At 63.8% G+C, this 24,110-nt stretch carries 23 protein-coding genes and 2 pseudogenes; 10 read left to right on the forward strand and 15 right to left on the reverse strand.

Translation table 11 applies throughout. From position 1 onward, the window contains the following. Positions 1-64: 64 nt before the first annotated feature. Both VSR71_RS31775 and VSR71_RS31780 read left to right on the forward strand, forming a co-directional pair. Entirely contained in the window at positions 65-1,312 is a 1,248-nt protein-coding gene (locus VSR71_RS31775; RefSeq protein WP_342917531.1) for a tyrosine-type recombinase/integrase, read from the forward strand. A 696-nt stretch (positions 1,313-2,008) separates the two neighbouring features. Beyond that, on the forward strand, positions 2,009-2,581 hold the full coding sequence (locus tag VSR71_RS31780) for an NADPH-dependent FMN reductase (protein WP_342917532.1): 573 nt from the start codon (positions 2,009-2,011) through the stop codon (positions 2,579-2,581). A gap of 125 nt (positions 2,582-2,706) precedes the next feature. On the opposite strand, the gene VSR71_RS31785 is transcribed toward VSR71_RS31780, so the two are convergent. Together VSR71_RS31785 and VSR71_RS31790 are read right to left on the reverse strand one after the other, a co-directional pair. After that, positions 2,707-3,276, reverse strand: coding sequence for a TetR/AcrR family transcriptional regulator (locus VSR71_RS31785; RefSeq protein WP_342917533.1), 570 nt, complete (start codon positions 3,274-3,276; stop codon positions 2,707-2,709). Positions 3,277-3,486: 210 nt separating this feature from the next. Further along, positions 3,487-4,068, reverse strand: a complete 582-nt coding sequence (locus VSR71_RS31790; protein ID WP_342917534.1) for a copper resistance protein CopQ — start codon at positions 4,066-4,068, stop codon at positions 3,487-3,489. Positions 4,069-4,372: 304 nt separating this feature from the next. Between VSR71_RS31790 and VSR71_RS31795 the strand changes: the two are divergent. From VSR71_RS31795 to VSR71_RS31810, 4 genes and pseudogenes are all read left to right on the forward strand, one after another. Further along, positions 4,373-4,615 (forward strand): annotated as a pseudogene (locus VSR71_RS31795) (tyrosine-type recombinase/integrase); the annotation flags it as partial. Positions 4,616-4,724: 109 nt separating this feature from the next. Then, on the forward strand, positions 4,725-6,095 hold the full coding sequence (locus VSR71_RS31800) for a Fic family protein (RefSeq protein WP_342917535.1): 1,371 nt from the start codon (positions 4,725-4,727) through the stop codon (positions 6,093-6,095). A gap of 326 nt (positions 6,096-6,421) precedes the next feature. Further along, positions 6,422-6,838, forward strand: coding sequence for a GSU2403 family nucleotidyltransferase fold protein (locus VSR71_RS31805; RefSeq protein WP_342917536.1), 417 nt, complete (start codon positions 6,422-6,424; stop codon positions 6,836-6,838). Continuing rightward, complete coding sequence (locus VSR71_RS31810) at positions 6,799-7,002, forward strand: GSU2403 family nucleotidyltransferase fold protein (RefSeq protein WP_342917537.1); 204 nt, start codon at positions 6,799-6,801, stop codon at positions 7,000-7,002. Before VSR71_RS31805 ends, VSR71_RS31810 begins: the two co-directional genes overlap by 40 nt. Positions 7,003-7,111: 109 nt before the next feature. Here the strand turns inward: VSR71_RS31810 and VSR71_RS31815 are convergent, their stop codons facing one another. From VSR71_RS31815 to VSR71_RS31860, 10 genes are all read right to left on the reverse strand, one after another. Then, the gene (locus tag VSR71_RS31815) at positions 7,112-7,855 is read right to left on the reverse strand and encodes an SDR family NAD(P)-dependent oxidoreductase (protein ID WP_342917538.1); all 744 of its coding nucleotides are present in this window, start codon (positions 7,853-7,855) and stop codon (positions 7,112-7,114) included. Positions 7,856-7,952: 97 nt separating this feature from the next. Then, positions 7,953-8,825 carry an alpha/beta fold hydrolase gene (locus VSR71_RS31820; protein ID WP_342917539.1) on the reverse strand — a complete coding sequence of 291 codons (873 nt, stop codon included), beginning with the start codon at positions 8,823-8,825 and terminating at the stop codon, positions 7,953-7,955. Between the two features lie 17 nt (positions 8,826-8,842). Continuing rightward, on the reverse strand, positions 8,843-9,877 hold the full coding sequence (dmpG, locus tag VSR71_RS31825; RefSeq protein WP_342917540.1) for a 4-hydroxy-2-oxovalerate aldolase: 1,035 nt from the start codon (positions 9,875-9,877) through the stop codon (positions 8,843-8,845). Further along, on the reverse strand, positions 9,874-10,842 hold the full coding sequence (locus tag VSR71_RS31830; RefSeq protein ID WP_342917541.1) for an acetaldehyde dehydrogenase (acetylating): 969 nt from the start codon (positions 10,840-10,842) through the stop codon (positions 9,874-9,876). Before VSR71_RS31830 ends, dmpG begins: the two co-directional genes overlap by 4 nt. A gap of 13 nt (positions 10,843-10,855) precedes the next feature. Beyond that, positions 10,856-11,647 (reverse strand): 2-keto-4-pentenoate hydratase, encoded by a 792-nt coding sequence (gene mhpD, locus VSR71_RS31835; protein WP_342917542.1) that lies wholly within the window; start codon positions 11,645-11,647, stop codon positions 10,856-10,858. A gap of 42 nt (positions 11,648-11,689) precedes the next feature. After that, entirely contained in the window at positions 11,690-12,631 is a 942-nt protein-coding gene (locus VSR71_RS31840; protein ID WP_342917543.1) for a 3-carboxyethylcatechol 2,3-dioxygenase, read from the reverse strand. Positions 12,632-12,633: 2 nt separating this feature from the next. Then, the gene (locus VSR71_RS31845) at positions 12,634-13,140 is read right to left on the reverse strand and encodes a hemerythrin family protein (protein ID WP_342917544.1); all 507 of its coding nucleotides are present in this window, start codon (positions 13,138-13,140) and stop codon (positions 12,634-12,636) included. 63 nt (positions 13,141-13,203) lie between these two features. After that, on the reverse strand, positions 13,204-13,734 hold the full coding sequence (locus VSR71_RS31850; protein WP_342917545.1) for a cupin domain-containing protein: 531 nt from the start codon (positions 13,732-13,734) through the stop codon (positions 13,204-13,206). 37 nt (positions 13,735-13,771) lie between these two features. Next, positions 13,772-14,893, reverse strand: coding sequence for an alcohol dehydrogenase catalytic domain-containing protein (locus VSR71_RS31855; protein ID WP_342917546.1), 1,122 nt, complete (start codon positions 14,891-14,893; stop codon positions 13,772-13,774). Positions 14,894-14,978: 85 nt separating this feature from the next. Next, the gene (locus tag VSR71_RS31860) at positions 14,979-16,052 is read right to left on the reverse strand and encodes a porin (RefSeq protein ID WP_342917547.1); all 1,074 of its coding nucleotides are present in this window, start codon (positions 16,050-16,052) and stop codon (positions 14,979-14,981) included. 256 nt (positions 16,053-16,308) lie between these two features. Between VSR71_RS31860 and VSR71_RS31865 the strand changes: the two genes are divergently transcribed. Genes VSR71_RS31865 through VSR71_RS31880 form a run of 4 tightly spaced genes read left to right on the forward strand, consistent with a single transcriptional unit; the run spans position 16,309 to position 21,514 of the window. Next, positions 16,309-17,658 (forward strand): Rieske 2Fe-2S domain-containing protein, encoded by a 1,350-nt coding sequence (locus VSR71_RS31865; protein WP_209762090.1) that lies wholly within the window; start codon positions 16,309-16,311, stop codon positions 17,656-17,658. 25 nt (positions 17,659-17,683) lie between these two features. After that, positions 17,684-18,706: a ring-hydroxylating dioxygenase ferredoxin reductase family protein gene (locus VSR71_RS31870; protein ID WP_342917548.1), complete on the forward strand. Its 1,023-nt coding sequence runs from the start codon at positions 17,684-17,686 to the stop codon at positions 18,704-18,706. 36 nt (positions 18,707-18,742) lie between these two features. Then, the gene (locus tag VSR71_RS31875; protein WP_342917549.1) at positions 18,743-20,071 is read left to right on the forward strand and encodes an acetylornithine deacetylase; all 1,329 of its coding nucleotides are present in this window, start codon (positions 18,743-18,745) and stop codon (positions 20,069-20,071) included. 33 nt (positions 20,072-20,104) lie between these two features. Further along, a complete protein-coding gene (locus VSR71_RS31880) occupies positions 20,105-21,514 on the forward strand; it encodes an amidase (protein WP_342917550.1) in 1,410 nt (469 codons plus the stop codon). 41 nt (positions 21,515-21,555) lie between these two features. Here VSR71_RS31880 and VSR71_RS31885 read toward each other — a convergent pair whose 3' ends face one another. The 3 genes and pseudogenes from VSR71_RS31885 to VSR71_RS31895 all read right to left on the reverse strand — a co-directional run bounded on the left by VSR71_RS31885 (position 21,556) and on the right by VSR71_RS31895 (position 23,721). Continuing rightward, entirely contained in the window at positions 21,556-22,101 is a 546-nt protein-coding gene (locus tag VSR71_RS31885; protein WP_342917551.1) for a winged helix DNA-binding protein, read from the reverse strand. Positions 22,102-22,504: 403 nt separating this feature from the next. Then, positions 22,505-22,699 (reverse strand): annotated as a pseudogene (locus VSR71_RS31890) (2-isopropylmalate synthase); the annotation flags it as partial. Between the two features lie 26 nt (positions 22,700-22,725). Then, entirely contained in the window at positions 22,726-23,721 is a 996-nt protein-coding gene (locus VSR71_RS31895) for a LysR family transcriptional regulator (protein ID WP_342917552.1), read from the reverse strand. Positions 23,722-24,110 lie beyond the last annotated feature (389 nt).

Consider the following 24,110-nt stretch of genomic DNA (forward strand, 5'->3'; position numbering starts at 1 on the left):
GACATAAATCCGCTTATGTCTAGTATTTTGGTATGCTGACGCAAATTGCATACTGCCCGTCTTAATGGAACGCCTCCCGCCCCCGCCGCGGCCAAGCTTGGCCGCGGCGCTGCTGCCCCCGCTCGAGCACCTACGCGTGCCGCCGGCCCTGTCCGGCGTTGCAGGCAGCAATCGCGCCCCAGCCACCGCCACCCGCATCGCCGCGGCCGACGATCTCGCCGCCGTCACCGCCTGGCTCGCGCGCTATGCCGACAGCGCGGCTACGCTTGCCACCTACCGACGCGAAGCCGAGCGGCTGCTGCTGTGGTCGGTGCTGCAACTGGGCAAGCCCCTGTCCTCGCTGACGCACGAGGACCTGCTCACGTACGAACGCTTCCTGGCCGACCCGCAACCGGCCGCGCGCTGGGTCCTGGCCGGCAGCAAGAAGAAGCTTGCGCGCGGCCACCCCGACTGGCGCCCGTTTGCCGGGCCACTGGCGCCCCGCAGCGTGCGCCAGGCGCTGGTGATCCTGAACGCGCTGTTCGCCTGGCTGACTGAAGCCGGCTACCTGGCCGGCAACCCGCTCGCCCTCGCCCGTCGCCGGCGTGCGCCCGCCAAGGCGCGCATCACACGCTATCTGAGCCACGACCTGTGGGAGACGGTGAAGGACACCGTGGGAGCCATGCCGACTGACACCGCCCGCGCGCGTCTACATGCGGCGCGCTGCCGCTGGGTGCTGACCGTGCTCTACCTGGGCGGCCTGCGCGCGTCCGAGCTGACGGCCACGACCATGGGGGCCTTCTTCTACCGGCGCGATGCCCAGGGCATCGAGCGTTGGTGGCTGGAAGTGACCGGCAAGGGCAACAAGCCCCGGCTGGTGCCGGCTACCGACGAGTTGATCGCCGAGCTGGCGCGCTACCGTCGCGCCAATGACCTACCCCCGACGCCGCAGCCTGGCGAGGCGCTGCCGTTGGTGCTGCCGGTGATCGGACGCGAGCAACGCGAGGGGCGCGGGGATCGTGACCAGGGTCTGTCACGCGGCGCGCTGCATTTGATCCTGAAGGAAGTGTTCGGCCTGGCGGCCGCGCGCCTGCGCGCGCGCGGCCCCGAGTGGGAGGCTCAGGCCACGGTGCTGGCCAGTGCCTCGGCGCACTGGCTGCGCCACACCGCCGGCTCGCACATGACCGACCAGCAGGTCGACCTGCGTTACGTCAGAGATAATTTTGGGCATTCGTCGATCTCGACAACGAGCGGCTACCTGCACAGCGAGGAGGATGCGCGGCATGATGCGACGCAGGCGCGGCATCGGATTGGCTGGATCAACACGAAATAAAGCCCGTCTGCTTCTCCCCGAAAAGCGGGCATGGCGGAATAAGCCCCCGTATTGCCGCGCCGTCCGGACCAAGCAGCCGTCGCCGCCCTGTGGCGCCCTAGGCAGCGAGCGCGGCGACGCTGTCCGCCTACCGGGGGCCGCGCGCTGGGCGCTGGCTGGCAGAGGAAGCTCCGCCATCCCCGCTGGCGCCGGCTCCGCGACCGCTGTTTCCCCGTGCATTGTTCACATGGCTAACCGAAGCCGGGTATCTCGGAGCGTCGGTGCGCTCCACCCGAGCGCGGATTATGCGCTACCTCACCCACGACCTCTGGGACGCCGTCAAGGAAGCCATCGTGGCGATACCGGTCACGACCGACCACGAACGCCTTGCCTGCCGCACGTTGGCGCTGGCTGTGCACAGTGCTCTATTCGGCATGGCGGCTGCGCGCCTGCGGGCACGGGGGGCCGGAGTCGGACACCCAGGCCGCGGTTATGAAACTACGGCCCGAGGCCGCTCCGGTGATCGCTTTCGTGCTGGGTTGTCCCGCTTCGGGTCGCCATCAGGCCGTCGCGAGCCTCCTATCATAGAGAGCACTGCTGCGTGGCGCCGATTCGCGGTGAACAAGTAGCACATGGGTTCCAGGGACGAAGTCGGGGACGCCATTTGAAGCACCCTCTTCTGGCCCAATAATGCAAATCACCAACAAAGGAGTCCGTATGGCAACCTATAAAGTCGGCTACCTTATTGGAAGTCTGGCTAAGGCCTCAATCAATCGCACGCTTTCCAAGGCGCTGGTCAAGCTGGCTCCGCCGGAGTTGGAATTGGCGGAGATTTCGTTCAAGGAGCTTCCGCTCTACAGCTACGACTATGACGACAATTTCCCACCGGAGGCCACGGCATTCAAGCAGGCCATCGCGAATGTCGACGCGGTGCTGTTCGTTACGCCGGAGTACAACCGGTCGATACCCGGTGGCCTAAAGAACGCCATTGACTGGGCCAGCCGCCCTTATGGGAAGAATTCCTTCACGCACAAGCCCTCGGCCGTAATCGGCACGTCCCCAGGAGCAATCGGTACCGCAGTCGCGCAGCAGCACCTGCGCGGCCTGCTGAGTTTCTGCAATTCTCCCCAGATGAACGCACCAGAAGCCTACATCCAGTTCCGACCCGGCTTGATCAGCGAGACCGGCGAGGTCACCGATGCGTCGACGGAAGAGTTCCTGCGTCATTACATGGCAGAGTTCCATGCCTTTGTCGTCAGGGTTCTGACGGTACTGCCGAGAAGCACCTAGCCGCGATAGGCTCGCTTGTTCGCAAGTTCAGGTGGAAGCAAAAGTACCAGCGCACCGGCATCCATGGGCCGGGCACGACCTGCTGGATGATCCGGGCTGGCAGTGCGACACAGCGGTACGCCATATCACGATTGCGTCATGACTCCGGCCAGTAGGGCTGCGGCGGCCTCAAGTCGCTCCCGTGTGCCGAACAGCCGTGCCGCCATCCCCCCGTTCTGCAGCCCACTGTAGACCACTTGCGCCAGTAGCGCGGGCGGCACCGGATACGGCTTGTCGCGCAACGGCTCTGCCCGCTCGAACAGGCCGGTTAGCCATTGCTCGTGCATGCGAATGTACTCGCGCATCGTGGTGCGCACCGGCTCGGAAAGCGATAGCACATCGGCCGACAGCATGCCGACAAGACAGGCCTGATCGGTGCCGCAGCCCGTGCGGACCGGCTCCAGGTATTGCCGCGCCTGCTCGGCAGGAGGCAGCGTGGTGTCAATCGTGCGGATGCGCTCGTGGACGCGGGCGCTGTATTCACGCACCGCCTCGAGCACGAGATCGTCCTTGGACGGGAAATAGTAATGAATGCTCGAGGTCTTGACGCCCACCAGCTCGGCCAGGTCGCGGTAGCTGAAGCCGTTGAACCCCTTGCGACGGATCAGCACCAGTGTGTGCTCGATCAGCTGTTCGCGAACGGATAATGTTTTCATGGCTTCAGACCTCTTGCAAGGTACTGCCGGTCATGCCGGCAGCGTTTGCGCAAGCAGCGTGATGAGTGATCCGCTGAAGAGGCAGAGGCCCACCCATCCAACCAATATCAGCGCGCTGTCACGCAAATTCATGATATTCCCCTTGGAACCGGGCCAGGCAACGCCGCCCGCTGTTGATGTCAGCTGGCCGGCACAGGCCGGCCGGTCAGGTCAGGCCAGTGCGCCGTCGAGGTACGGGTCGACCTTGCCGACCTTGGCACCATCGGTGTACGGATCCACGCTACGGGCCGGCGTTGCCGAGACGCCGCGCGTATCCAGGCCGGCGACCGTGCGGGCACCGTCGGTGTAGGGATCCGCGTTGCCAACGCGTGCACCGTCGGTGAACGGGTCAGCCTTGCCTACGCGTGTGCCATCGGTGTACGGGTCGAACTTGCCGACCTTGGCACCATCGGTGTACGGATCGACGCTACGGGCCGGGGTTGCCGACACACCGCGCGTATCCAGCCCGGCGACCGTGCGGGCACCGTCGGTGTAGGGATCCGCCTTGCCAACGCGTGCACCGTCGGTGAACGGGTCAGCCTTGCCTACGCGTGTGCCATCGGTGTACGGGTCGAACTTGCCGACCTTGGCGCCGTCGGTGAACGCATCGGCCTTGCCGACGCGGAAGCTGTAGCCGTACTTGTCGCCGGCAAAGGTGCTGTCACGCGGACCCGAGGCCTGGGCTGCGCCGGTGGCGAGCGCGGCGGCAAGGGTAGCTGCAGTGATGATGGTCTTGGCGAACTTGGCATTCATGATGGGCTCCTTGGCTGGCGACCTCCCCTTGGGCGTCGCGGAATCGGTACTTTGCTGGGTCTCTTCTTGACCCCACATCTACTAGTAGATAGATAGCCGGATCTAAAAAAAGACCGATTTCACGGTATTGCGATGGGCCCGTTGCAGAACCGGCTTCCATTTTCTTTGCCGGTGGAGCAGCGCTTCCATGGACTAGATACTATCTACTACTAGGTAGATAGTCAAGAAAAAACATTCCTATCACGTCGATAGGCCTTTGCCTTTCAACGACAACCCATTGATAAATATGGAGATTTTTCGCGTCCAGGCGCAGGCCACGCTGCTGGCCAGTGCCTCGGCGCACTGGCTGCGCCACACCGCCGGCTCGCACATGGCCGACCCGCAGGCCGATCTGCGCTTTGTGCGCGACAACTTCGGGCACAGCTCGCTGTCGACGACAAGCGGCTACCTGCACAGCAAGGATGCACGCCATGAAGCCACACAGGAGCGGCACCGCATTGGCTGGGAAGCGAAGAATGATTGCCTACTGATTATTTCATCATCGTGAATATATGGCGCCACCCTAATACGGCGCCACACCGGCGCCAATTTTTGGCGCAGTTCGAAGAACTGCGCCACAATGACGCCATCCCTCAGGCAAACTGCGCCACGCCCACATGTCCACTGCCCACGCCCTGCTAGAAAGCATTCGGAAAGCCCCCGCGGGATTGATGCTCGCCGAGTTGCTGGCACAGCATCCCGACGTTGCGCGGCGGACAGCACAACGTTGGATCAGCCAATGGATCGATGGCGGACAGATCACGGCGATCGGCGAAGGGCGCGCTCGTCGTTATTTCGTGGCGAAGACGACAGAGGCTGCCACGACCGCCACGGAGCGGGACCGCTTCCCGGGTTACATCCCGCTTTCCGCAGACAGCCGCGACATCGTGGCGTATATCGATCAGCCCCCGGAAGCGCGCAAGCCCGTGGGCTACCAACGCGACTTCCTTGACGCCTATCAACCGAATGTGACACGGTATCTGTCGGAATCGCTTCGGCGTCAGCTGCACAAGATGGGCAAGACCGCACAGGCTGATGCCCCCGCTGGAACCTATAGCAGGGCTATTCTGAACCGGCTGCTGATCGACCTGTCATGGGCATCGAGTCACTTGGAGGGGAACACCTATTCCCGCCTGGACACCCGTGAGCTGATTGAGCACGGGAAGGCGGCGCAAGGCAAGGCGGCCATCGAAACCCAGATGATCCTCAACCACAAGACGGCCATCGAACTGCTGGTGGAGAACATCGGTACGGTCGGTTTCGACCGCTATACCTTGATGAACCTGCATAGCGCCTTGTCGGAGAACCTGTTGCCCAACCCTGCCGATGAAGGCCGGATTCGCCAGCACGCCGTGGACATTGGCCAAAGTGTTTACCGTCCCCTGTCGGCACCACAGCAAATTGAGGACGCACTAGATCTCCTGCTCGAGAAAGTGAATCAAATTGCCGATCCCTTTGAACAATCTTTCTTCGTGCTGGTGCACCTGCCATACCTGCAGCCATTCGCGGACGTCAACAAACGCACCTCGCGCCTGGTGGCCAATCTGCCGCTGTTCCGTGCAAACCTTTGTCCGCTGACGTTCCTGGATGTGCCGGAGCAAGCTTATAGTCGCGCCATCCTTGGCATGTATGAGATGACCCGCGTCGAATTGCTGCGTGATCTCTACGTTTGGGCCTACGAGCGCTCAACGCAAGAGTACCTGGCCATCAGGCAGGATCTGGCGGAACCCGATCCGCTACGCCTTGCCTGGCGGGATGCGATCAAACAAACGATCCGGGACGTCGTGCTGCAACCCGATCAGGATGCGCTTTCCGTGATTCGGCAGGCCGTCATGGCAACAGTGCCAGAGGTTGATCGTGACAACGTGCAAGCGCTGATCGTCGAAGAACTCCGACGGCTGCACGAGGGCGTACTGGCCCGCTACGGCTTGCGCCCTTCGGAACTCGCAGCCTGGAAGGCGTCCCAGGTGGTAGGGCCTCCCAACTGATTACATTGCCGCCACGTGAACAAGCTCTACACTCTGCATCCTCCCGGTAGGGGTCGCGGTGTGGAAGCCTGTCCCGAAAAGAAGGGAAGCCCGCGCAAATTCTACGATACCGAAGCCCGGTGCTGCGGCTGGTCGCCGCGTTGGCGCTAATGAAGGCAGAAATCGTGTTCCGGGCGCTTCTGCGCCGCTGGCCCGAGTTCTTACGCGCCACGCGACATGATCAAGCCTGAGCCCGCCGTTGCCGCAGCAGTCGGTTTTGCCACGCCGACCCACCGCCTGTACCGAAGCCTCGACGATGTTGTGGCTCATGCCGACGCATATAGAGCATGCGTTCCGATGACGATGAAATGTTCGGCAATATTGAGCCGAGTCATCATGTGAAGGCATACGAAGCCGCGGCCGGAGTTCGCCTGCAGGAACGCGCCCTCGCAACTCGCGACGTTGATCTTCCTTGGGATACGCGCAAACGCCTTCAGTTTGCTTCCCGAATGAAGAACCTGGATCTGTCGATGCTGGATGTCTTACGCAAGGTAGATAGCACGTTCGAGATTCGGGATGATCAACTCTTTACGGCAGTGAACGCAAAAGGCTTCGAGGTGGACATCCTGCGTCGCGAGGCCGCCGATCTTGACCCCCTCCCGCTCCAACGACCGACGATGAAGACGACCTCTGGGCAGTCCAGGCCCGACGCGCAAATGTTCTGTTGGGGTCGCCTCCATTCTCTGCACCCATCGTTTCCGTGACCGGAAGGATGGCGCGGATGACGACGATCAGTCCAGCCGCGTTCGTCGACTTCAAGCGCTGGATGGCATCGACCGCAGAGCGCGATCCGCTCAAGATATCTCGCGACAGGCTGCAGGCATCGATCGTGGAAGAGCTCGCCAACCGCTTCCGGCTCGGTGTTTAGCAAGCCGCGCGTTGCCTGCCGCATGCTGTCGTCTACTCTTCAAGCCGGACTTTCCGCCCCCTGGCCGCATTCTTGTCCATCTGGGCCCCATGAGCCGCTGCCTGTTTCCTTACGCCGCCATTCCGCCGTCAACCGAAAGCGCGGCCCCGGTCACATAGCTCGCCTTGTCGGACAGCAGCCAGGCGACGGCTTCGGCGACGTCACCCGGCTGGCCGATGCGGCCCATGGGGATAACGGCGTCGAGCAGGTGGACGTCATTGTTAGTCGAGCGCATGTAGTTCGGTGTCTCGGTCGCGCCCGGGCAAACCGCGTTGACGCGGATATTGCGCATCGCGTACTCCTTGGCGACCGCACGTGTCAGGCCGACCACGGCGTGCTTGCTGGCGACATAATGCGCAATACCATCCATCCCCTTCAGGCCGAAGATCGAGGCGTTATTGACTATGCTGCCGCCGCCGTTCTTGAGCATGGCTTCCACCTGGTATTTCACGCCGTAATAGACCCCCTTGAAATTGAGGTCGATGACCCACTCCGACTCTTCGACCGACGTTTGGTCGATCGGCTTGAAGTCGGCATGCCCGCCTGCATTGTTGAAGGCGAAGTCTAGGCGGCCGAAGCGTTCCATGATGAATGCGACCAGCTCCTGGTTATCGGCGCGGCGCGACACATCGGCCGTCTTGATTTCGGCGTGGCCACCGGCGGCCGCAATTTCCCTGCGCACGGTTTCGAGTTTTTCCGCGCCACGTCCGGCCAGCACGACTGTTGCGCCTTTGCGCGCCAGTGCCAGCGCGGCGGCGCGTCCCATCCCGGATCCTGCGCCTGTCACCAGGCCGATCTTCCCTTGCATGGACATTGTTCGCTCCTCCAACTGAATCACCAACTTACCGGCCAATATGCAGTGTGGACTGCGGACGGTGCGCCCTCACGCACCGCCTCACTCGCCCCAACCATCAGCGCGACAGGAAATCGATCACCATTCGGTTGAACGCGTCAGCATGTTCCCACTGCGCCCAATGCCCGCACCGGTTGAAGATATGCATTTGCGCATCCGGTATGCCGGCGAGCAGACGCAGGCCCACGTCCATCGGCACAAAGCGGTCGTCCCGCCCCCAGATGACAAGCGTGGGCGCGGCGATTTCGCCCAGGCGCGCCCCATAGTCGTTGAACTGCCGGGGATTCGCCGCCAGGCTTCGGACAAAATTTTCCAGGTGCTCGCGCCGCGCCAGCATGTTGTCCAGGCGGGCCTGCATCAGCTCCTCGGTGAGGGCGCTCGCGTCATAGACGAAGACGCTCATCATCCGCTTGAGGTTGTCGATGGTCGGCTCGCGATAGAGGCCGTTGAGCAGCTTGATGCCTTCGGTCGGCATCGGCACGAACTGGCTCGGGCCGCCGGTGCCGCCGCCCATCAGGACGAGCTTGCCGACGCGCCGCGGATTGGCCAGCGCAAAGGCCACGGCGCTATGGCCGCCCATCGAGTTGCCGATGACATGGACCCGCTCGATTGCCAGCGCGTCCAGCACTGCCTTGAGCACCTGGCCGTTCAGTTCTGAGCGTGAACCGGTGTTGACCACGGGGTCGCTCTTGCTCCAGCCCGGGCAGTCCACCAGCAGCACGCGGTAGCCTGCCGCCACCAGCGGCTCGACATTGCGACTGAAGTTCGCCCAGCCGCTGGCGCCGGGTCCCGAGCCATGCAGCATGACCACCGTCTCTGCGCCCGTGCCGGCATCGTTGTAGTGGATACGGAAGGAGGCGTTCTCTCCGACCTGCACGGAGACGAAGCGGCTCGTCGAGGCCTCCGTGATGACTTGTTCTGTCGCATTCATGATGATCTTCCTTCCAATCACTGCTGCGCCGCGGACTTGCGCTGGATGAGGTCCAATGCGACGTCAACGATCATGTCTTCCTGACCGCCGACCATGCGGCGCCGGCCCAGCTCGACGAGGATGTCGACCGTCTTCAGGCCATACTTCTTCGCTGCCACTTCGGAGTGGCGCAGGAAGCTCGAGTAAACCCCGGCATAGCCAAGCGCGAGCGTTTCGCGGTCCACGCGTACCGGGCGGTCCTGCAGCGGGCGCACGATGTCGTCGGCCGCGTCCATCAGCGCGTACAGGTCGGTGCCATGATTCCAGCCGAGGCGTTCGGCCGCGGCGATGAAGACCTCCAGCGGCGCGTTGCCCGCCCCTGCCCCCATGCCGGCCAGCGACGCGTCGATGCGGTCGCAGCCTTCTTCGACGGCGACGATCGAGTTGGCGACACCGAGCGACAGGTTGTGATGGGCGTGCATGCCCGTCTGCGTGTCGGCGTTCAGCACGTCCTTGAGCGCCCGGAAGCGCGCACGCACGTCGTTCATGGTCAGCGCGCCGCCGGAGTCGACCACATAGATACAGGTCGCCCCATAGCTTTCCATCTTCTTCGCTTCGGCCGCGAGATGCTCCGGCGCGGTCATGTGGCTCATCATCAGGAAACCGACCGTATCCATGCCGAGCTCGCGCGCATACTCGATATGCTGCCTGGAGATGTCGGCCTCGGTACAGTGCGTGGCGACGCGCACCACGCGCGCGCCGGCATCGTAGGCCGCCTTCAGATCATGCGTGGTGCCGATGCCGGGCAGCAGCAGCGTGGCGATCCTGGCATGCTCCACCACGTCGGCGACGGCAGCAATCCATTCGAGATCGCTGTGCGCGCCGAAGCCATAGTTGAAGCTCGAGCCTTGCAGGCCGTCGCCATGCGCGACTTCGATGCTGTCGACCCTGGCTCGGTCCAGCGCGCGTGCAATATCCTGGACGTTCTGGATCGAGTACTGGTGGCGAACCGCGTGGCTGCCGTCACGGAGCGTCACGTCGGAGATATAGAGTTTCTTGGCGGGCGTATTCATGCGCAGGCTCCTGCAGTGGTCTCCCTGGCGCTCAGCAGCGACTGCGCCATGCGCTCGGCGGTGGCCAGCGCGGCGGAGGTCATGATGTCGAGATTGCCTGCGTAGGCAGGCAGGTAATGGGCAGCGCCCTCCACTTCGATGAACACCGAAGTCTTCAGCCCGCTGAAGTGGCCCAGGCCCGGCACATTGAGCGGCGCGCTGGTCGGGATTTCGTCGAACTGCACGGTCTGCTTGAGGCGATAGCCGGGCACGTAGGCATGCACCGCGCGCGCCATGGCATCGATCGATGCCTCGATTTGCGCGCGGTCGGCCAGCTCGGACAGCGTGTAGACGGTGTCGCGCATCATCACCGGCGGCTCGGCCGGGTTGAGCACGATGATGGCCTTCCCCTTCACGGCGCCGCCGACAACTTCGATTGCCTTTGAGGTGGTCTCGGTGAACTCGTCAATATTGGCGCGGGTGCCGGGACCCGCCGACTTGCTGCTGATCGACGCGACGATCTCGGCGTAGTGGACCTTCGCCACTCGCGACACGGCAGCGACCATGGGGATGGTCGCCTGGCCGCCGCAGGTGACCATGTTGACGTTGGGTGCGTCCAGGTGCGCATCGAGGTTGACCACCGGCACGCAATACGGCCCGATCGCGGCGGGAGTCAGGTCGATCATGCGCAGGCCTGGCTTGTGCCGGCGCAGCAGCGCGTCATTTTTCACGTGTGCGCCGGCCGATGTGGCATCGAACACGAAGTCGATATCGTCGAAGACCGGCAGGCGGGTCAGCCCTTCGGCACCCTCATGCGTGGTGGCCACGCCCAGGCGCACGGCCCGGGCGAGCCCGTCCGAGGCCGGATCGATGCCGACCATTGCCGCGATCTCCAGATGCCTGCCGTTGCGCAGGATCTTGATCATCAGGTCGGTACCGATATTGCCCGAGCCGATGATTGCTGCTTTGAGTTTCTTGGAAGCCATGTCTTTCTCTCTTTCACTCTGCGGCGAACGCCGCACGGACGCTGCCGATACCGCTGATGCGGGCTTCGTAGCACTGGCCCGGTTCCACCGGGACCATCGGCCCGAGCGCACCGGTCAGCACCAGGTCACCGGCGCGCAGGGGATCGCCCAGCGATGCCAGCTTGCGCGCCAGCCACACCGCGGCGTTCAGCGGATGCCCCAGGCAGTCGGCGCCTTTGCCGGTTGAGACCCGCTGCTCGCCCCGGAACATCTCCATCTGCACGCCCTTCAGGTCCAGGCCGGCCAGCGGCACCGGCACCGCGCCCAGCACCACCAGGCCGCTGGAGGCGTTGTCGGCCACGGTGTCGACAAAGGAGATGTTCCAGTTCTCGATGCGGCTGCCCACGACTTCGACGGCCGGCAGCACGTAGTCGACCGCATTGATCAGGTCTACCAGCGTGGCATCGCGGGCGGTGACGTCGCGCTTGAGCACGAGTGCCACTTCGGCCTCGGCCTTGGGCTGCAGCGTGCGGGCAACGGGAATGGGTTCGTCGTCGCCGTACACCATGTCGGCGAACAACGTGCCAAAGTCAGGCTGGTCCACGCCGAGCTGGCGCTGCACTGCAAGCGAGGTCAGCCCGATCTTGCGGCCGACCACGCGGCGGCCCAGGGCGCGCCACGCCTGCACGTTGGCACTCTGTACGGCGTAAGCCGTGGCGGCGTCGCCGGCAGCGATTTCCCCGCGCAGCGGCGCAACGGGAATGCGGCTTTGCTCGGCGCGGCGCAGGCGTTCGGCCAGTGCTTGCACGATATGTGGATTGGTCATGTCGTTGTCCTTGTCTTTCAGGTCTGGTCTGAGGCCTTGGCCTCACGCATCTGGCTGTGCGTGCATGACGGCAAAGCCGGCAATCCATTCGGGGATGGCCCGGTAATAATCGAGTTCGGCCCGGTATGGCCCGTTGGCGGCAAGTGCGGCAAAGGCGGCGATCCAGGTCCGGATCTCGTGGCCGGACTTTCCGCCCTCGCGAGTGATGGCCTGGGTGGTCAGGCCATCCACTGCGGTCAGGTCCCCGCTCGCCATGGTCTTGAGGAAGGCGCGGTCCCACTCGGGATTGAGCGCACGCAGGTGGCTTTCGCCGGCGGCAAACGCCTGCGCGGCGGCAAGGGTGCGGGCCTGCCGCGCGGCCCGTGATTCCGGACTCGGATTGCGCCCGGCAATCAGCCGCTCAACGTTCTCCGGCGCGGCCGTGGCAATTTCCGGCACTGGCGGCTCATGGGATATGCCGCCCGAACCCACCACCAGCACGCGCTTGCCCAGGCGCCCGGCAAAGCGCCCGATGGCATCGCCCAGCAGCCGTGCGCGCCGGCAGCTCGCCATCGGTGGCGCCACCGAATTGATGAAGACCGGTATCACCGGGTAGCGGTCGAGGCTGCCGGACAGTATTTCCAGCGCCTGCGCGCAGCCGTGGTCGACCTGCATGCGGTACGAGACCGCTACGTCCATATCGGCATCCAGCACCGCTTGCGCCAGCGCCTGCGCCGTATCGGACGGGACCGACAGCGGGCCGGCCAGGCTCTTGAAGTCTCCCACCGCGCTGGCGGCCACGCCGACACAGAACTGCGGCATCAGGTCATAGAAGAAACCGTTGTAATGGTCCGGCACGAAGGCGATCACAAGCTCGGGATCGAAGGCTTCGACGCGCGCGCGGGCGGCAGCCTGCGCGCGCTCGACTTCGGCAAGGATCTGCGGGGCCGGGTCGAAGTAGCCGTGCAACGGCGTGTGCGAGAGGCATTCAAGATGAAGCGGCATGCTTATGCTCCTGCCTCGGCGTGACGCAGGTCCGCGCGGAGATCGCGCCGGAGCACGACCGGCGCACCGCCGTAGGTCTTCTTATTGATCCAGGCAGACAGTGCCGAATCCATGTAGGCCGCATGAGCGGGGAACCAGTCCGTCAAGGCTTTTGCCAGCCGCTTCAGGTCCTGCAGCCCGAGTTCGCCAAGCAGCAGTTTTGCGTTGACCTTCTGCACGGCGTCGATGACGCGCTCGTGCTCGTCGATATGGCAATCGGCGGCCGGGAAATCCGTCTTCTCCATCCACGCCTTCTCGACGGCGAAATGCGTGTGTACATGTGCCTCGAGCTCCTGCAGGCGCGCTGCCGCCGTCTCTGGCGTGCAGTGGGCCAGGGCGTTCACCACTTCAACGAATTCCTGGTGTGCGTCATCGATCGGCCCATGGCCCAGCAACATGGCATCCGTCCACGTTAGCTCCTGGCACGCATCCGCGGCGGGCGGCGCCCCGATATCCGATGTGTCTTTCATTCCAATACTCTCCTGGCAAGTTCGCCAGCGGCAGTGGGTGCCGCTGGCGGACTGCCCCAACCTTTACCTGTCGGCACCGATCAGCACCGCCACCATCACGGCGGGCTGCTCGCTGCGGTTGCGCCAGGCGTGCCGCGTGCCGTTCTGGATGACGATGTCGCCGGCCTTGAGATGGCGGGTTTCGCCGCCATCGACTTCCAGCCAGAGCTCGCCCGAAACGATGATGTCGTAATCGACCGACACGGTCCGGTGCATGCCGGAACCATCCGGCTCGAAGGATTCGGCCAGTCCGGGCAGATGGCGCGCATACTCTTCGCCTGCCGCCGCGGGATCAAACTGCGGCGATGCCATCACGCTGTCGGGCGGGAACTGGACCACAAGCAGGCGTGTGCCATGCGGGTCGGGGGTGACGGACCTGACTGTCACGACCGGATCGGTGCCGTCCTGCGGCAGCGACGGGACGGCTTGCGTGGCCCATGCCAGCGTGGTCTGGAAGCCGGGGACCGCGGCATAGTCGTGCGTGGTGGATACGGGACCGTCCGCGACAATCACGGAACGGCCGTCGCGCTCGCCGGTGACGATGCGTCTTACCATTGCTTGCTCCTTTATCCGTTAGGGATCGGTTGCCGTGTCACTGCACGACAACCACGTTGACAAAGCCGCCGGCGCGCTTCTCCGCGGTGGCGAGGGCCTCGTTGACCTGATGCAGGCCGAAGCGCTGGTGCTCGAAGACACTGAGGTCGAGCGTGCCCGCCGCTGCCATGGCGGCGAGTTCCTGGCCTTCGGCCACCGAGAACCAGAGCGACCCGACCAGGCTGACCTGCGCGCACATCAGCTGATGCAGGTTGACGGGCAGCGGATCCGACATCGCCCCGATCTCCACCATGCGGCCACCGCGCCGCAGCGCGGTGATGCAGTCCAGCGTAATCTGGTGCGAGGCGCCCGGTCCGATCGCATCGACAAAGGCATCGGCGCCAAGACCATCGGTTTCGGCGCGGACCCATTCGGCCAGCGGCCGTGTGCCATAGGAAAGCGTGCGGATACGCTGCGGGTCGAGCGCGCGCACGCGCTCCAGCAAATCGAGGTTGCGCGCCACGCACAAGATCCTGGTCGCGCCCATGGCGCGCGCGATCTGCACGGCACCGAGCCCGAGCGTGCCGGTGGCGCCGCTGATCAGCACCGTGCGCCCAGCGGCCACGCCGGCCTTGCGCAGGCCGGAGTACGCCGTGCCCAGGTAGCCGAAACGCGCGGCCTGCTCGAAGCTGATCGATTCGGGCAGCTTGATCAGGCCATCCGCGGGTGCGGTGGCGAACTCACTGAAGCCGCCGTATGGATACTGCTGGTACATCCGCCTGGACTCCGGCCCGAAGCCGAAATAGCCCTGGAAGGTATAGGCCGTGCAGTTGATCGGCTCGCCGGTCCGGCACGCATGGCACGAGCCGCACGAACGCCCCGGGTTGATATACACACGGTCGCCGGGCGCGATGCCGGTAACCTGGCTGCCCACTTCGGCGACGACGCCGGCGGTGTCCAGGCCGTAGATCGCGGGCAGGTCCGGCACCGTCAGGTAGGCGCGCTCGCCATAGTTGCTCATCACGTTGCGAAGGTTGGGCACGACGCCCGACGCCTTCACGCCGATCAGCACATCGGTGGGACGCAGCAAGGCCGGGCGCGGAATCGTGTCAAGCCGGAAGCGGCCGCCAGGTTCATGGACGCGGGCTGCCTGGATAGTTGGCTGGGTGGGGGCGTTCATTTACTCGTCTCCTGCTAGTTTTCGGCGGTTTTATTCATTGAATATCCATTGAAATTCAACGGATATAGTCAAAAAAATTTGCTGGCTAGAAGGTGTGCAGCACACCCATGTTTGCCGCCACCTGGTTGGCACCCGACGACGGTCCCGGCACCATGCTGATCCACGCTTTCCCAGCCCCGGAAGCCTTCTGGTAGACCAGATCCGCATAAACACTGGTGCGCTTGGAGAACGAATAAAGCAGCGTCAAGGTGCCCTGCATGGCGCTCTGACGATCCAACGTCTCGTTGCCCTGCATGTACTGGTAGGCGGCGTTCAGGTGCCAGGCGGGGGCGAAGGCCCAGGTCACATCGCCTTCATAGACCGCGACCCTTGCCCCGGTCGCGGTGTTTTCCGTGTTGGTGTACATCAGCGCGGCCACTGCGGGCCCGATCGCGTAAGACGCGCCCAGGCCGAAGTTGCGGATGCCATCGTTGCCGGCATTCAGTTCCGGATACTTGACATAGGTATAGGCGCCGTTCAGCCGCAGGTTGCCAACGTGGTAGTTGATGCCGGCGCTCTGGCCACTGCTGTTGCCGAATGAACCGGCCTGCCCGCCAAGGCTGTATTGCGCGCCAAACGAGAGTCCGCCGAAGTCGGGGCTCTGGTACTTGACGGAGTTCGGCATGGCAAGGCCCGCGACCCGGTCAAAGTCGAACGAGCCGCCGGGCGTATTGGGCACGCCCAGGCCCGAGAACGGCCCCTGGCGCAGGCTGATGCAGCTGATGAACGGAAACACCGGGCCCCAGTGATCAAGCGCCAGCGAATAGAACATGTAATCGATCTGATTACCGAACGTGAGCGTGCCTAGCTGGTCGTCGCGAATGCCGACATAGCTCTCGTGGCCGAACAGGTTGCCGATGGAACGGCCGTCCTTCATTGAGAACTGGCCCTGCAGCTTGAACACGGCGTGCATGCCGCCGCCCAGGTCTTCGGTGCCGCGCAAGCCGAACAGGTTCGGCGCCTGGGTGCCCGGATCCGCAACCAGGTTGCTGCTGCCCCCCTGGTTGGACACGTACATCACGCCGGTATTGATGATGCCGTACACCTGCACGCTGCTCTGTGCATGCGCCGTGCCCGCCAGGCCAGCCGCGCAGGCGGCAATGGCTGTCAGTCTCCTCATTGGATGTCTCCCCGATTTCTTGATTGGGAAGCCCGTGCATGGCGCATCTAGAGGTTAACCCCAGGCACGCGCTTCTGCACCGGCTTCAAAGCGTCCTACGCTACACAATCAATCCTTTATCTATTGATTGTCGTTCGAAGTTTGATTGAACTTCGATTGACAGTCAATTCATGATTTCGTAATCTTCGATCACCGATGGCGAACCGCCATGGATTGCAGCCCCAGCCCCCAAGCCCCACACGAGGAGAACCTGAAGATGAGCGACAAGCCCGTCATCCGCCGGCGCAGCGGCGAAACGAAAAACGAAATCAGCAACGCACGCGTCAATGACGCCAAGGTGCAAAGCCAGTACCAGCCGTACAAGGACGCGGCCTGGGGGTTCATCAATCACTGGTATCCGGCCCTGTTCAGCAAGGAGTTGCCGGAAGACGGCGTGGAAGGCATCCAGATCTGCGGCATCCCGATCGTGCTGCGGCGCGTGGACGGCAAGATCTTTGCCCTGAAGGACCAGTGCGTTCATCGCGGCGTGCGCCTGTCCGCCAAGCCGATGTGCCTGACCAAGGACACAATCAGCTGCTGGTATCACGGCTTCACGTTCGACCTGGAGAGCGGCAACCTGGCGACCATCGCCGGCAACCCCGACGACAAGCTGATCGGCACCACCGGCCTGACCACCTACCCGGTGCAGGAAGTCGCCGGCATGATCTTTGTGTTCGTGCGCGAGGACGACTACCCGGACGAAGACGTGCCGCCGCTGTCGCACGACCTGCCGTTCCGCTTCCCGGAGAACAGCGAGAAATTCCCGCATCCGCTGTGGCCGTCCGCGCCGAGCTTGCTCGACGAGAACGTGGTGGCCTACGGCATGCACCGTACCGGCTATGCCAACTGGCGCATCGCCTGCGAGAACGGCTTCGACAATGCGCACATCCTGGTGCACAAGGACAACGCCATCATCCACGCCAAGGACTGGGTGCTGCCGCTGGGCATCGTGCCGACCGCTGACGACTGCATCGCCGTGGTCGAAGACGACAATGGTCCCAAGGGCCTGGTGCAGTGGCTCTTCACCGAGAAGTGGAAGCCGATCCTGGAGAACGAAAAGGTGGGCCTCAAGGTGGACAACCTGAACGCGCGCCCGTACCGCACCTCCGTGGTCCTGCCCGGCGTGCTGATGGTGGAAAACTGGCCGGAAGAACACGTGGTCCAGTACGAGTGGTATGTGCCCGTCACCGACGACACCTATGAGTACTGGGAAGTGCTGGTCAAGGTCTGCAACACCGAGCAGGAGCGCAAGGACTACAAGTACCGCTTCGACTATCTGTACAAGCCCCTGTGCCTGCACGGCTTCAACGACTGCGATCTCTATGCGCGCGAAGCGATGCAGGACTTCTATGCGGACGGCACCGGCTGGGACAACGAGCAGCTGATGGCGACGGACATCTCGCCGATCACCTGGCGCAAGCTGGCATCGCGCTGGAACCGGGGCATCGCCAAGCCGGGCCGCGGTGTGGATGGCGCCGTCAAGGCGTCGGCCATGCGGCTGAAGAAGGCGTCGGAAGGCAAGCAGGCCACAGCGTACTTCGTCACCAAGATCGAAGAAGACGAGTAATCCAGGCGGCAACCGAGGTATCTGTATGTCCACTGTAAAGAACGTCGCATTGCGCTTTCGCGACGGAACGACCCGATCGGTTGCCGTGCCGCACGGCGAGAGCGTGCTTGACGCCGCTCTCGCCGCCGGCGTGCCGCTGATCCACCAGTGCCGCTCCGGCAGCTGCTCGAGCTGCACGGCGCGCTTGTCCGAAGGCCAGGCAGGCATGCGTGCCGGCGCCAGCTCGACCCTGCTGCGCAGCGAATACGAGGCGGGTGAGCGCCTGTTGTGCCTGACCGAGCCCGAGACGGACTGCACCTTTGACCTGAACTATGAGAGCAATGCCGGCGCCGGCTGCGCTGTCAAGGTCAACGCATTTGTCGACAGCGTCGAGAAAGTGGCGCCCAATGTCGTGCGCCTGAGGCTGGAGTTGGCCGAAGGCGAGTCCTTCGACTTCAAGCCGGGCCAGTTCGTCCAGGTGCGCGTTCCCGGCACCGACATCGTGCGCAGCTATTCGCCGGCCAGCACGGCCGCCGACCTGCCGAAGATCGAACTGCTGATCCGGCTGCTGCATGACGGCGTCATGTCCGGCTACCTGGAACAGCGCGCCACCCGCGACGACGTGCTGGAGCTGGAGGGTCCGTATGGCAGCTTCTTCCTGCGGGAGAAAGTGCGCGCGCCACACATCATGGTCGCGGGGGGCACCGGGCTGGCGCCGATCCTGTCCATGATCGACACCATCCGCAACACGTCGGGCCGCAAGCCGCCGGTGATGCTCAGCTTTGGCTGTGCCACGCCCGAAACGCTGTTCTGCCTGGATGACATCGCGCTGCGCCAGCAATGGCTGCCCAGCCTTGCGGCGCGAATCTCGGTGGACCGGGGCGCGACCGGCGACCTGCTCAGCGGCAACCCGGTCGATGCGATCCGGGAAGACGATGCCACGCACGCCGACACCGTCGCCTATCTGTGCGGCCCCCCGGCCATGATCGAAGCGGCCACCAGCCGTCTTGCCCAGATCGGGGTCCGTCCGGAAAACATCTACGCCGAGCAGTTCGCACCGTCGAACTGATTGCGGATCAACCAGGAATCGCCGGAGACAGCCATCGTGGAGCCGACCATTTCCCTACCCTTTTCGCCAGAGCAGCAAGGCTGGTATGAGAGGGCCTGCGCCAGGATCGATGCCCGGCGCCTGCAGCAACTTCTGTCCGACCTGACGGACATCCATAGCCCAACCGGCGCCGTACGCGATGTCAACCAGTTCATGGCGGGCTATATGTCCAAGGTGGGGCTGACCTCGGCATACCGCCCGATGAACGCCCGCACGGGCAACGCCGTTGGCGAAAAGCGCGGCAGAGGCGGCGGCGCCGCGCTGATGCTGTACGCGCCGATCGACACGCACCTGGAAGGCGATGCCACGGACCGGCCATGGACCGGCACCACCGACCATGTCGACCTGCAGCCTGCCGCCAGGATGGTCGGAGACTGGGTTTATGGCCTCGGCTCGTCCAATCCCAAGGCGATGGTGGCGACGCTGACCGAGGTGGCGACGGCGCTGATCGAGGCCGACGTGCCGCTGGTCGGCGACCTGATCCTGGCGACGGCCGACGGCGGCATGCCCGTCAATGTCGCCGAGCGCGATAACGCCGGCATGTCAGGTGGCGTCGTGCATCTGCTGTCGCGCGGTGTCGCGCCGGACTTCGCCATCATCATGAAGCCGTGGAACTGGGTCTACCACGAAGAGCCGGGGATGGGCTGGTTCAAGCTGCGCGTGAACGGGACGCTCGGCTATGCCGGTGTTCCGCGCGGCACGCCGGGCTTCCGGAGCTCGGTGGTGCCAGCCGCGCAGGTCATTATGGAACTGGAGCAGTGGCTGATCGAATATGCTGAGCGCAATACATCCGGCGTAATCAAGCCGCACGGCTGGATCGCCGGTGTGCGCGCCGGCTGGCCGGAGCGGCCGGCCTTCCCTTCGGCAGTCACCGAGATCTTCTTCGACGTGCGCATCAATCCGCGCACCACCCCGGCCGACGTCAAAGCGCAATTCGCGCAATTCGTCGCAAACCTGCACGCGCGGCATTCGGAGCTGGATCTGGACTGGGAGATGTACGGGTCCGTGCCAGGAGGCACCACCTCACCATCCAACTGGATCATCCAGTCGGCCAGGCGCGGCTGGGAGCATGTCGAAGCGCGCCCGCACGGCGTTCCCGACCTGCTTGGAGGACAGACCGACGGAGCGGCATTGCGCCGCTTCGGCATCCCGACCGCACGCATCGGCTGGCCGTGGCCGGCGCAGGGTTCGCCTGAATGCGTGGCAGAAGGCCTGGGCGGCATGGGTGCCACCTACGTCCCAGACTTGCTGCCTTGCGCGCGCAAGATCCTGTACGCCGTAATCGATACGCTGACGCGTAACCGCGCGGAGCTCGGCCTTCACTGAAGGCTCCACATCGAATCTACCGACCAAATGCTTATGCCAAACGTAGACCTCCACTACTGGGAAGTCGCGGATCTTGCTCGCAAGGTCCACGCGCGCGAAATCTCGCCTGTCGAAGTCACCGAAGCCATCCTCGCTCGCATCGCCGAACTCGACCCGGCACTACACAGTTACGCGCTGGTTCTGCCGGAACAGGCGCTGGAACAGGCTCGCGAGGCCGAGCGTGCGCTGATGCAGGGCGGCCCGCTGGGCCCGCTGCACGGCGTGCCGGTTGCCGTCAAGGACCTGTGCTGGCTGGCCGGAGCGCCGACCGCTGCCGGCACCACCATCCATAAGGACTTTATTCCCACAGAAGATGCCACCGTCGTGCGCAAGCTGCGGGACGCCGGCGCCATCGTGCTGGGCAAGCTGCGGCTTACCGAGGGCGCCTTCGCCACCCATCACCCTAGCGTGGCGGAGCCGGTCAATCCCTGGCACCCGAATCACTGGGCCGGCGCGTCTTCCAGCGGCTCCGGTGTCGCCACCGCCGCCGGACTATGCTACGCATCGATCGGCACGGACACCGGCGGCTCGATCCGCTTCCCTGCGGCAGCCAACGGCCTCACCGGCATCAAGCCGACGTGGGGTCGGGTCAGCCGCCACGGTGTATTCGAGCTCGGTGCGAGCCTTGACCATGTGGGTCCGATCGCCCGCAGCGCCGCGGATGCGGCGCTGATACTTGGCGCGATCGCAGGCCACGATCCGCTCGATCCGACTTCGCTGCCGCCATCGCACCTGGAATTGCCCGCCGAGGGGCGCGACTTGCGCGGCCTGCGCATCGGGGTCGATACGCAATGGAACAGCGACGGCACGGATGACGTCATCAGCCAGGCCATCGACCGCGCCATCGAGCTACTCAAGGCGCTGGAGTGCGAGATCCGGGACGTTCGTTTTCCCGCCGTGCGCACCGTCGTCGACGAATGGGAAATCAATTGCGGCGTCGAAGTCGCCGTGGCGCATGCGGACACGTTCCCGCGCCTGTCGACGGAGTATGGGCCGGCGCTGACCCGGCTGATCGAGATTGGCCGCAATACCAGCGGCATGCGCTATCAGCAAGCCCTGCTGAACCGTGCCGCCTTCCGCGGTAAGGTCAACAGGCTGATGCAGGACATCGATCTCCTGGTGGTCCCGGTACAGCCTTTCGCCGCACCCACGCATGAACAGCTGGGGGCGCTCGCCCAAGACCCGGAACTGAACAGTCGGCTGATCCAGTTCACGGCACCGTTCAATTCCACCGGCCATCCGGCGATAACGCTGCCCTGTGGGTTCACCGCGGACGGCATGCCGATTGCATTCCAGTTGGTGGCGCGCCATGGCGAGGAAGCGCTGCTGTGCCGTGCCGGCATGGCATTCCAGCAGGTCACCGACTGGCACCGCTGCCATCCGGAGATCACGGTCAGACGCTGACGCTGTGTGCGAGAGTCAGGCCGGAAACGCCCGGCCTGATCTCATTGCTGCCCGTCTTCGCGCAATGGCGTGATGGTTGCCGAATCCCGCGCGGCTTCCTCGTAGATGCCGGTCAGCAATGACAGGAAGCGCGACGCCCGTTCAAACTTCTCCGACACCTCGCTGATTTCTTCCAGCCGCTTCACCAGGATCTCGGCCCTGACCTTGTAATACTCGTCCGTCAGCTTGACTCCCAGTTCACTGACAGTGTACGCAAAGGTCTTGCTGTTCTTTTCTCGCTGCTTCTCGATCAAACCGGCCGTCTCCAGCTTGCGCAAGCTGTACTGGATATTCGGAATATCATCTCGATTCATCAGGCGCGCAATGGTGGCACTGTTTTTCGGCCGGTCCTGCATCCTGATGACGTGGAGAATGACGTGTTCCTCGTACTTGATATCCACATCGGCAGCAATCGTCACCATACCGGTGGACAACACGAAGCGGGAAAACGACTCATGGAACCGGATCAACGACCACTCAAATTCGGTGGCCTTTTGCTCCAGGTCGGTTTTTGCGAGATGCCACCCACGTTGAAATTTCGGTTCCATGCGCTGATTTGCCCAATATCGATCTCAGAGCCAGCTTACCAATAAGCGTGGCGAAGGCTGCAGAAATGCAGGGGCAAATTATCCCACATCGCAGGATCGTTCTGGATGCCTTTGGCAAGTGACCCGATGTCGTACTGAATCCAGTACACGGGTGGTCGGGTTGCCACGGACGCGCCACCCGACATGATCAAGCCTGGGCCCGCCGTTGCCGCAGCAGCCGGTTTGCCACGCCGACCACTGCCTGCACCGAAGCCTCGACGATGTTGTGGCTCATGCCGACGCCGAAGCCCGTGCCCCGGCACGCCTTCCAGCGCTGCCTCGACGATGGCCATCGCCGGCGCTTCGGCGCCGGTGGCACGCTCCTCATAGGCGTCGATGCACATGCGCAAGTCCAGCGCATGCAGCCGATGCGCACGAGCTCCTGGAGCAGCCGCATCTTGCGCTCGCCGTTCCTCGGCTCGAACAGCGCCTGGTTGCCACCGCGCAGATCGGTCGAAAGCCACACCGGCGCGGCTGTGATGGCGCGGTTCGGCCAGGTGCGGTGAGACAGGCCGACAGGAGGAAACGGTTGGTACTTTGCGGAGGGTTGAGCAATCAAATCGAGCAGAGGGGGCGGTGACGCGGTTAGCGTCGAGACGCCGGGACTCTGCGGTCGCGCCGCCCCGCAGATCTCGCATGCAGACGGCTGAGTATCCCGTCAAATGTCTCGAGCTGGCGGGTGATCTCCGCCTGGCCATGTTCGATCAGAAACGCACGAAACGCCATGGCAACACGGGGAATTCGCACGCCGGGAAGGTTCAGAACATACCAGTCGCGCTCGATCGGATTGTCCTTGAGCGGCAGCAGCCCGATCAGCCCTGCCTGGAATTCCAACGTGCAGGCATGCAGTGAGAGAAAGGCAACACCGAGCCCTGCAGCCACCATGCGTTTGATGGCGGCGTTGCTTGATAGCTCGGAGCCTAATGGCAAACGATGCCCTGCTTCCTTGAACAGGCGCTCCACGGTATTGCGCGTGCCAGACCCCCTCTCCCGCACCAGAAAGTTGGCGCTCAGCAAGTCTTTCAGGGAAAGGTTCTTGCGTGACATCAGCGGATGATCCGGGGCCGCGATGAACGCCATCGGGTGCTTGGCAAACGGCGTTGCGTGGGTGCGCACGTCGCTGGGTGGCCGGCCGATGATGGCAAGATCGATTTCGTGCATGGCAAGCATGCGGATGATCTCCTCGCGATTGCCTACACTGAGCTTGATCTTGACCTCCGGGCGTTGCCCGGTGAATGCCACCAGCATCGGCGGTAGCAGGTACTCTGCCGTCGTAATCGCCCCAACCCGCAGCGTACCGGCCAGGTCGCCCTTGAGCGTCGCGACTTCCTCTACCGCGTCGCGCCACAAGCGCAGCATCTGGCCGGCATAGCCGGCGATTACCTCACCGGCGGGCGTCAGTTGCATCCCCCGGCCGACCCTTTGCACGAGCGGCGTACCGGTCGCTTGCTCCAAAAGACGCAACTGCAATGACACCGTTGGCTGCGTCAGGTGCAGTTCTTCTGCCGCCCGCGAAACACCGCCCAAGCGTGCAACAGCATCAATGGCATTCAGTTGCCGGAATGTGGTGGATCGATTCATATCAAAAAACCAATGAGTCGGTTTTAATTCCCAATTTTTCCGTATGAGCCCGCTACCTTATAGTGGGCAGCACGGAAACGCAATGCACGCCATCCCTTAGCTTGAACCACTAGAGAGAACTGCCATGTCAGCAATGTCACCTGAACTGCTTGTGTTCGCACTGGACGACGTCATGTGCCGCCTTGACGATCCGCACCAAAGCCAACCTGAAGAAGCGCGCGGCGAAGAGCGGCGCGCCCCATGCGCTCCGCGCGTTGCCAGGCTAGGGATGGTGTTCAAAACTCATGCGACTTCGGGTACGCATGAAGAATGTTTCCAGCGACAATGGGCGCATGAAACAAACTGACCTTGGCCTGGACCTGAGCAATCGCCGCACGCGCAAGCGCGTG

Origin of the sequence: Cupriavidus oxalaticus, from assembly GCF_038900635.1 — a bacterium.
In the GTDB taxonomy this organism is placed as follows: Bacteria; Pseudomonadota; Gammaproteobacteria; order Burkholderiales; family Burkholderiaceae; genus Cupriavidus; species Cupriavidus oxalaticus_B.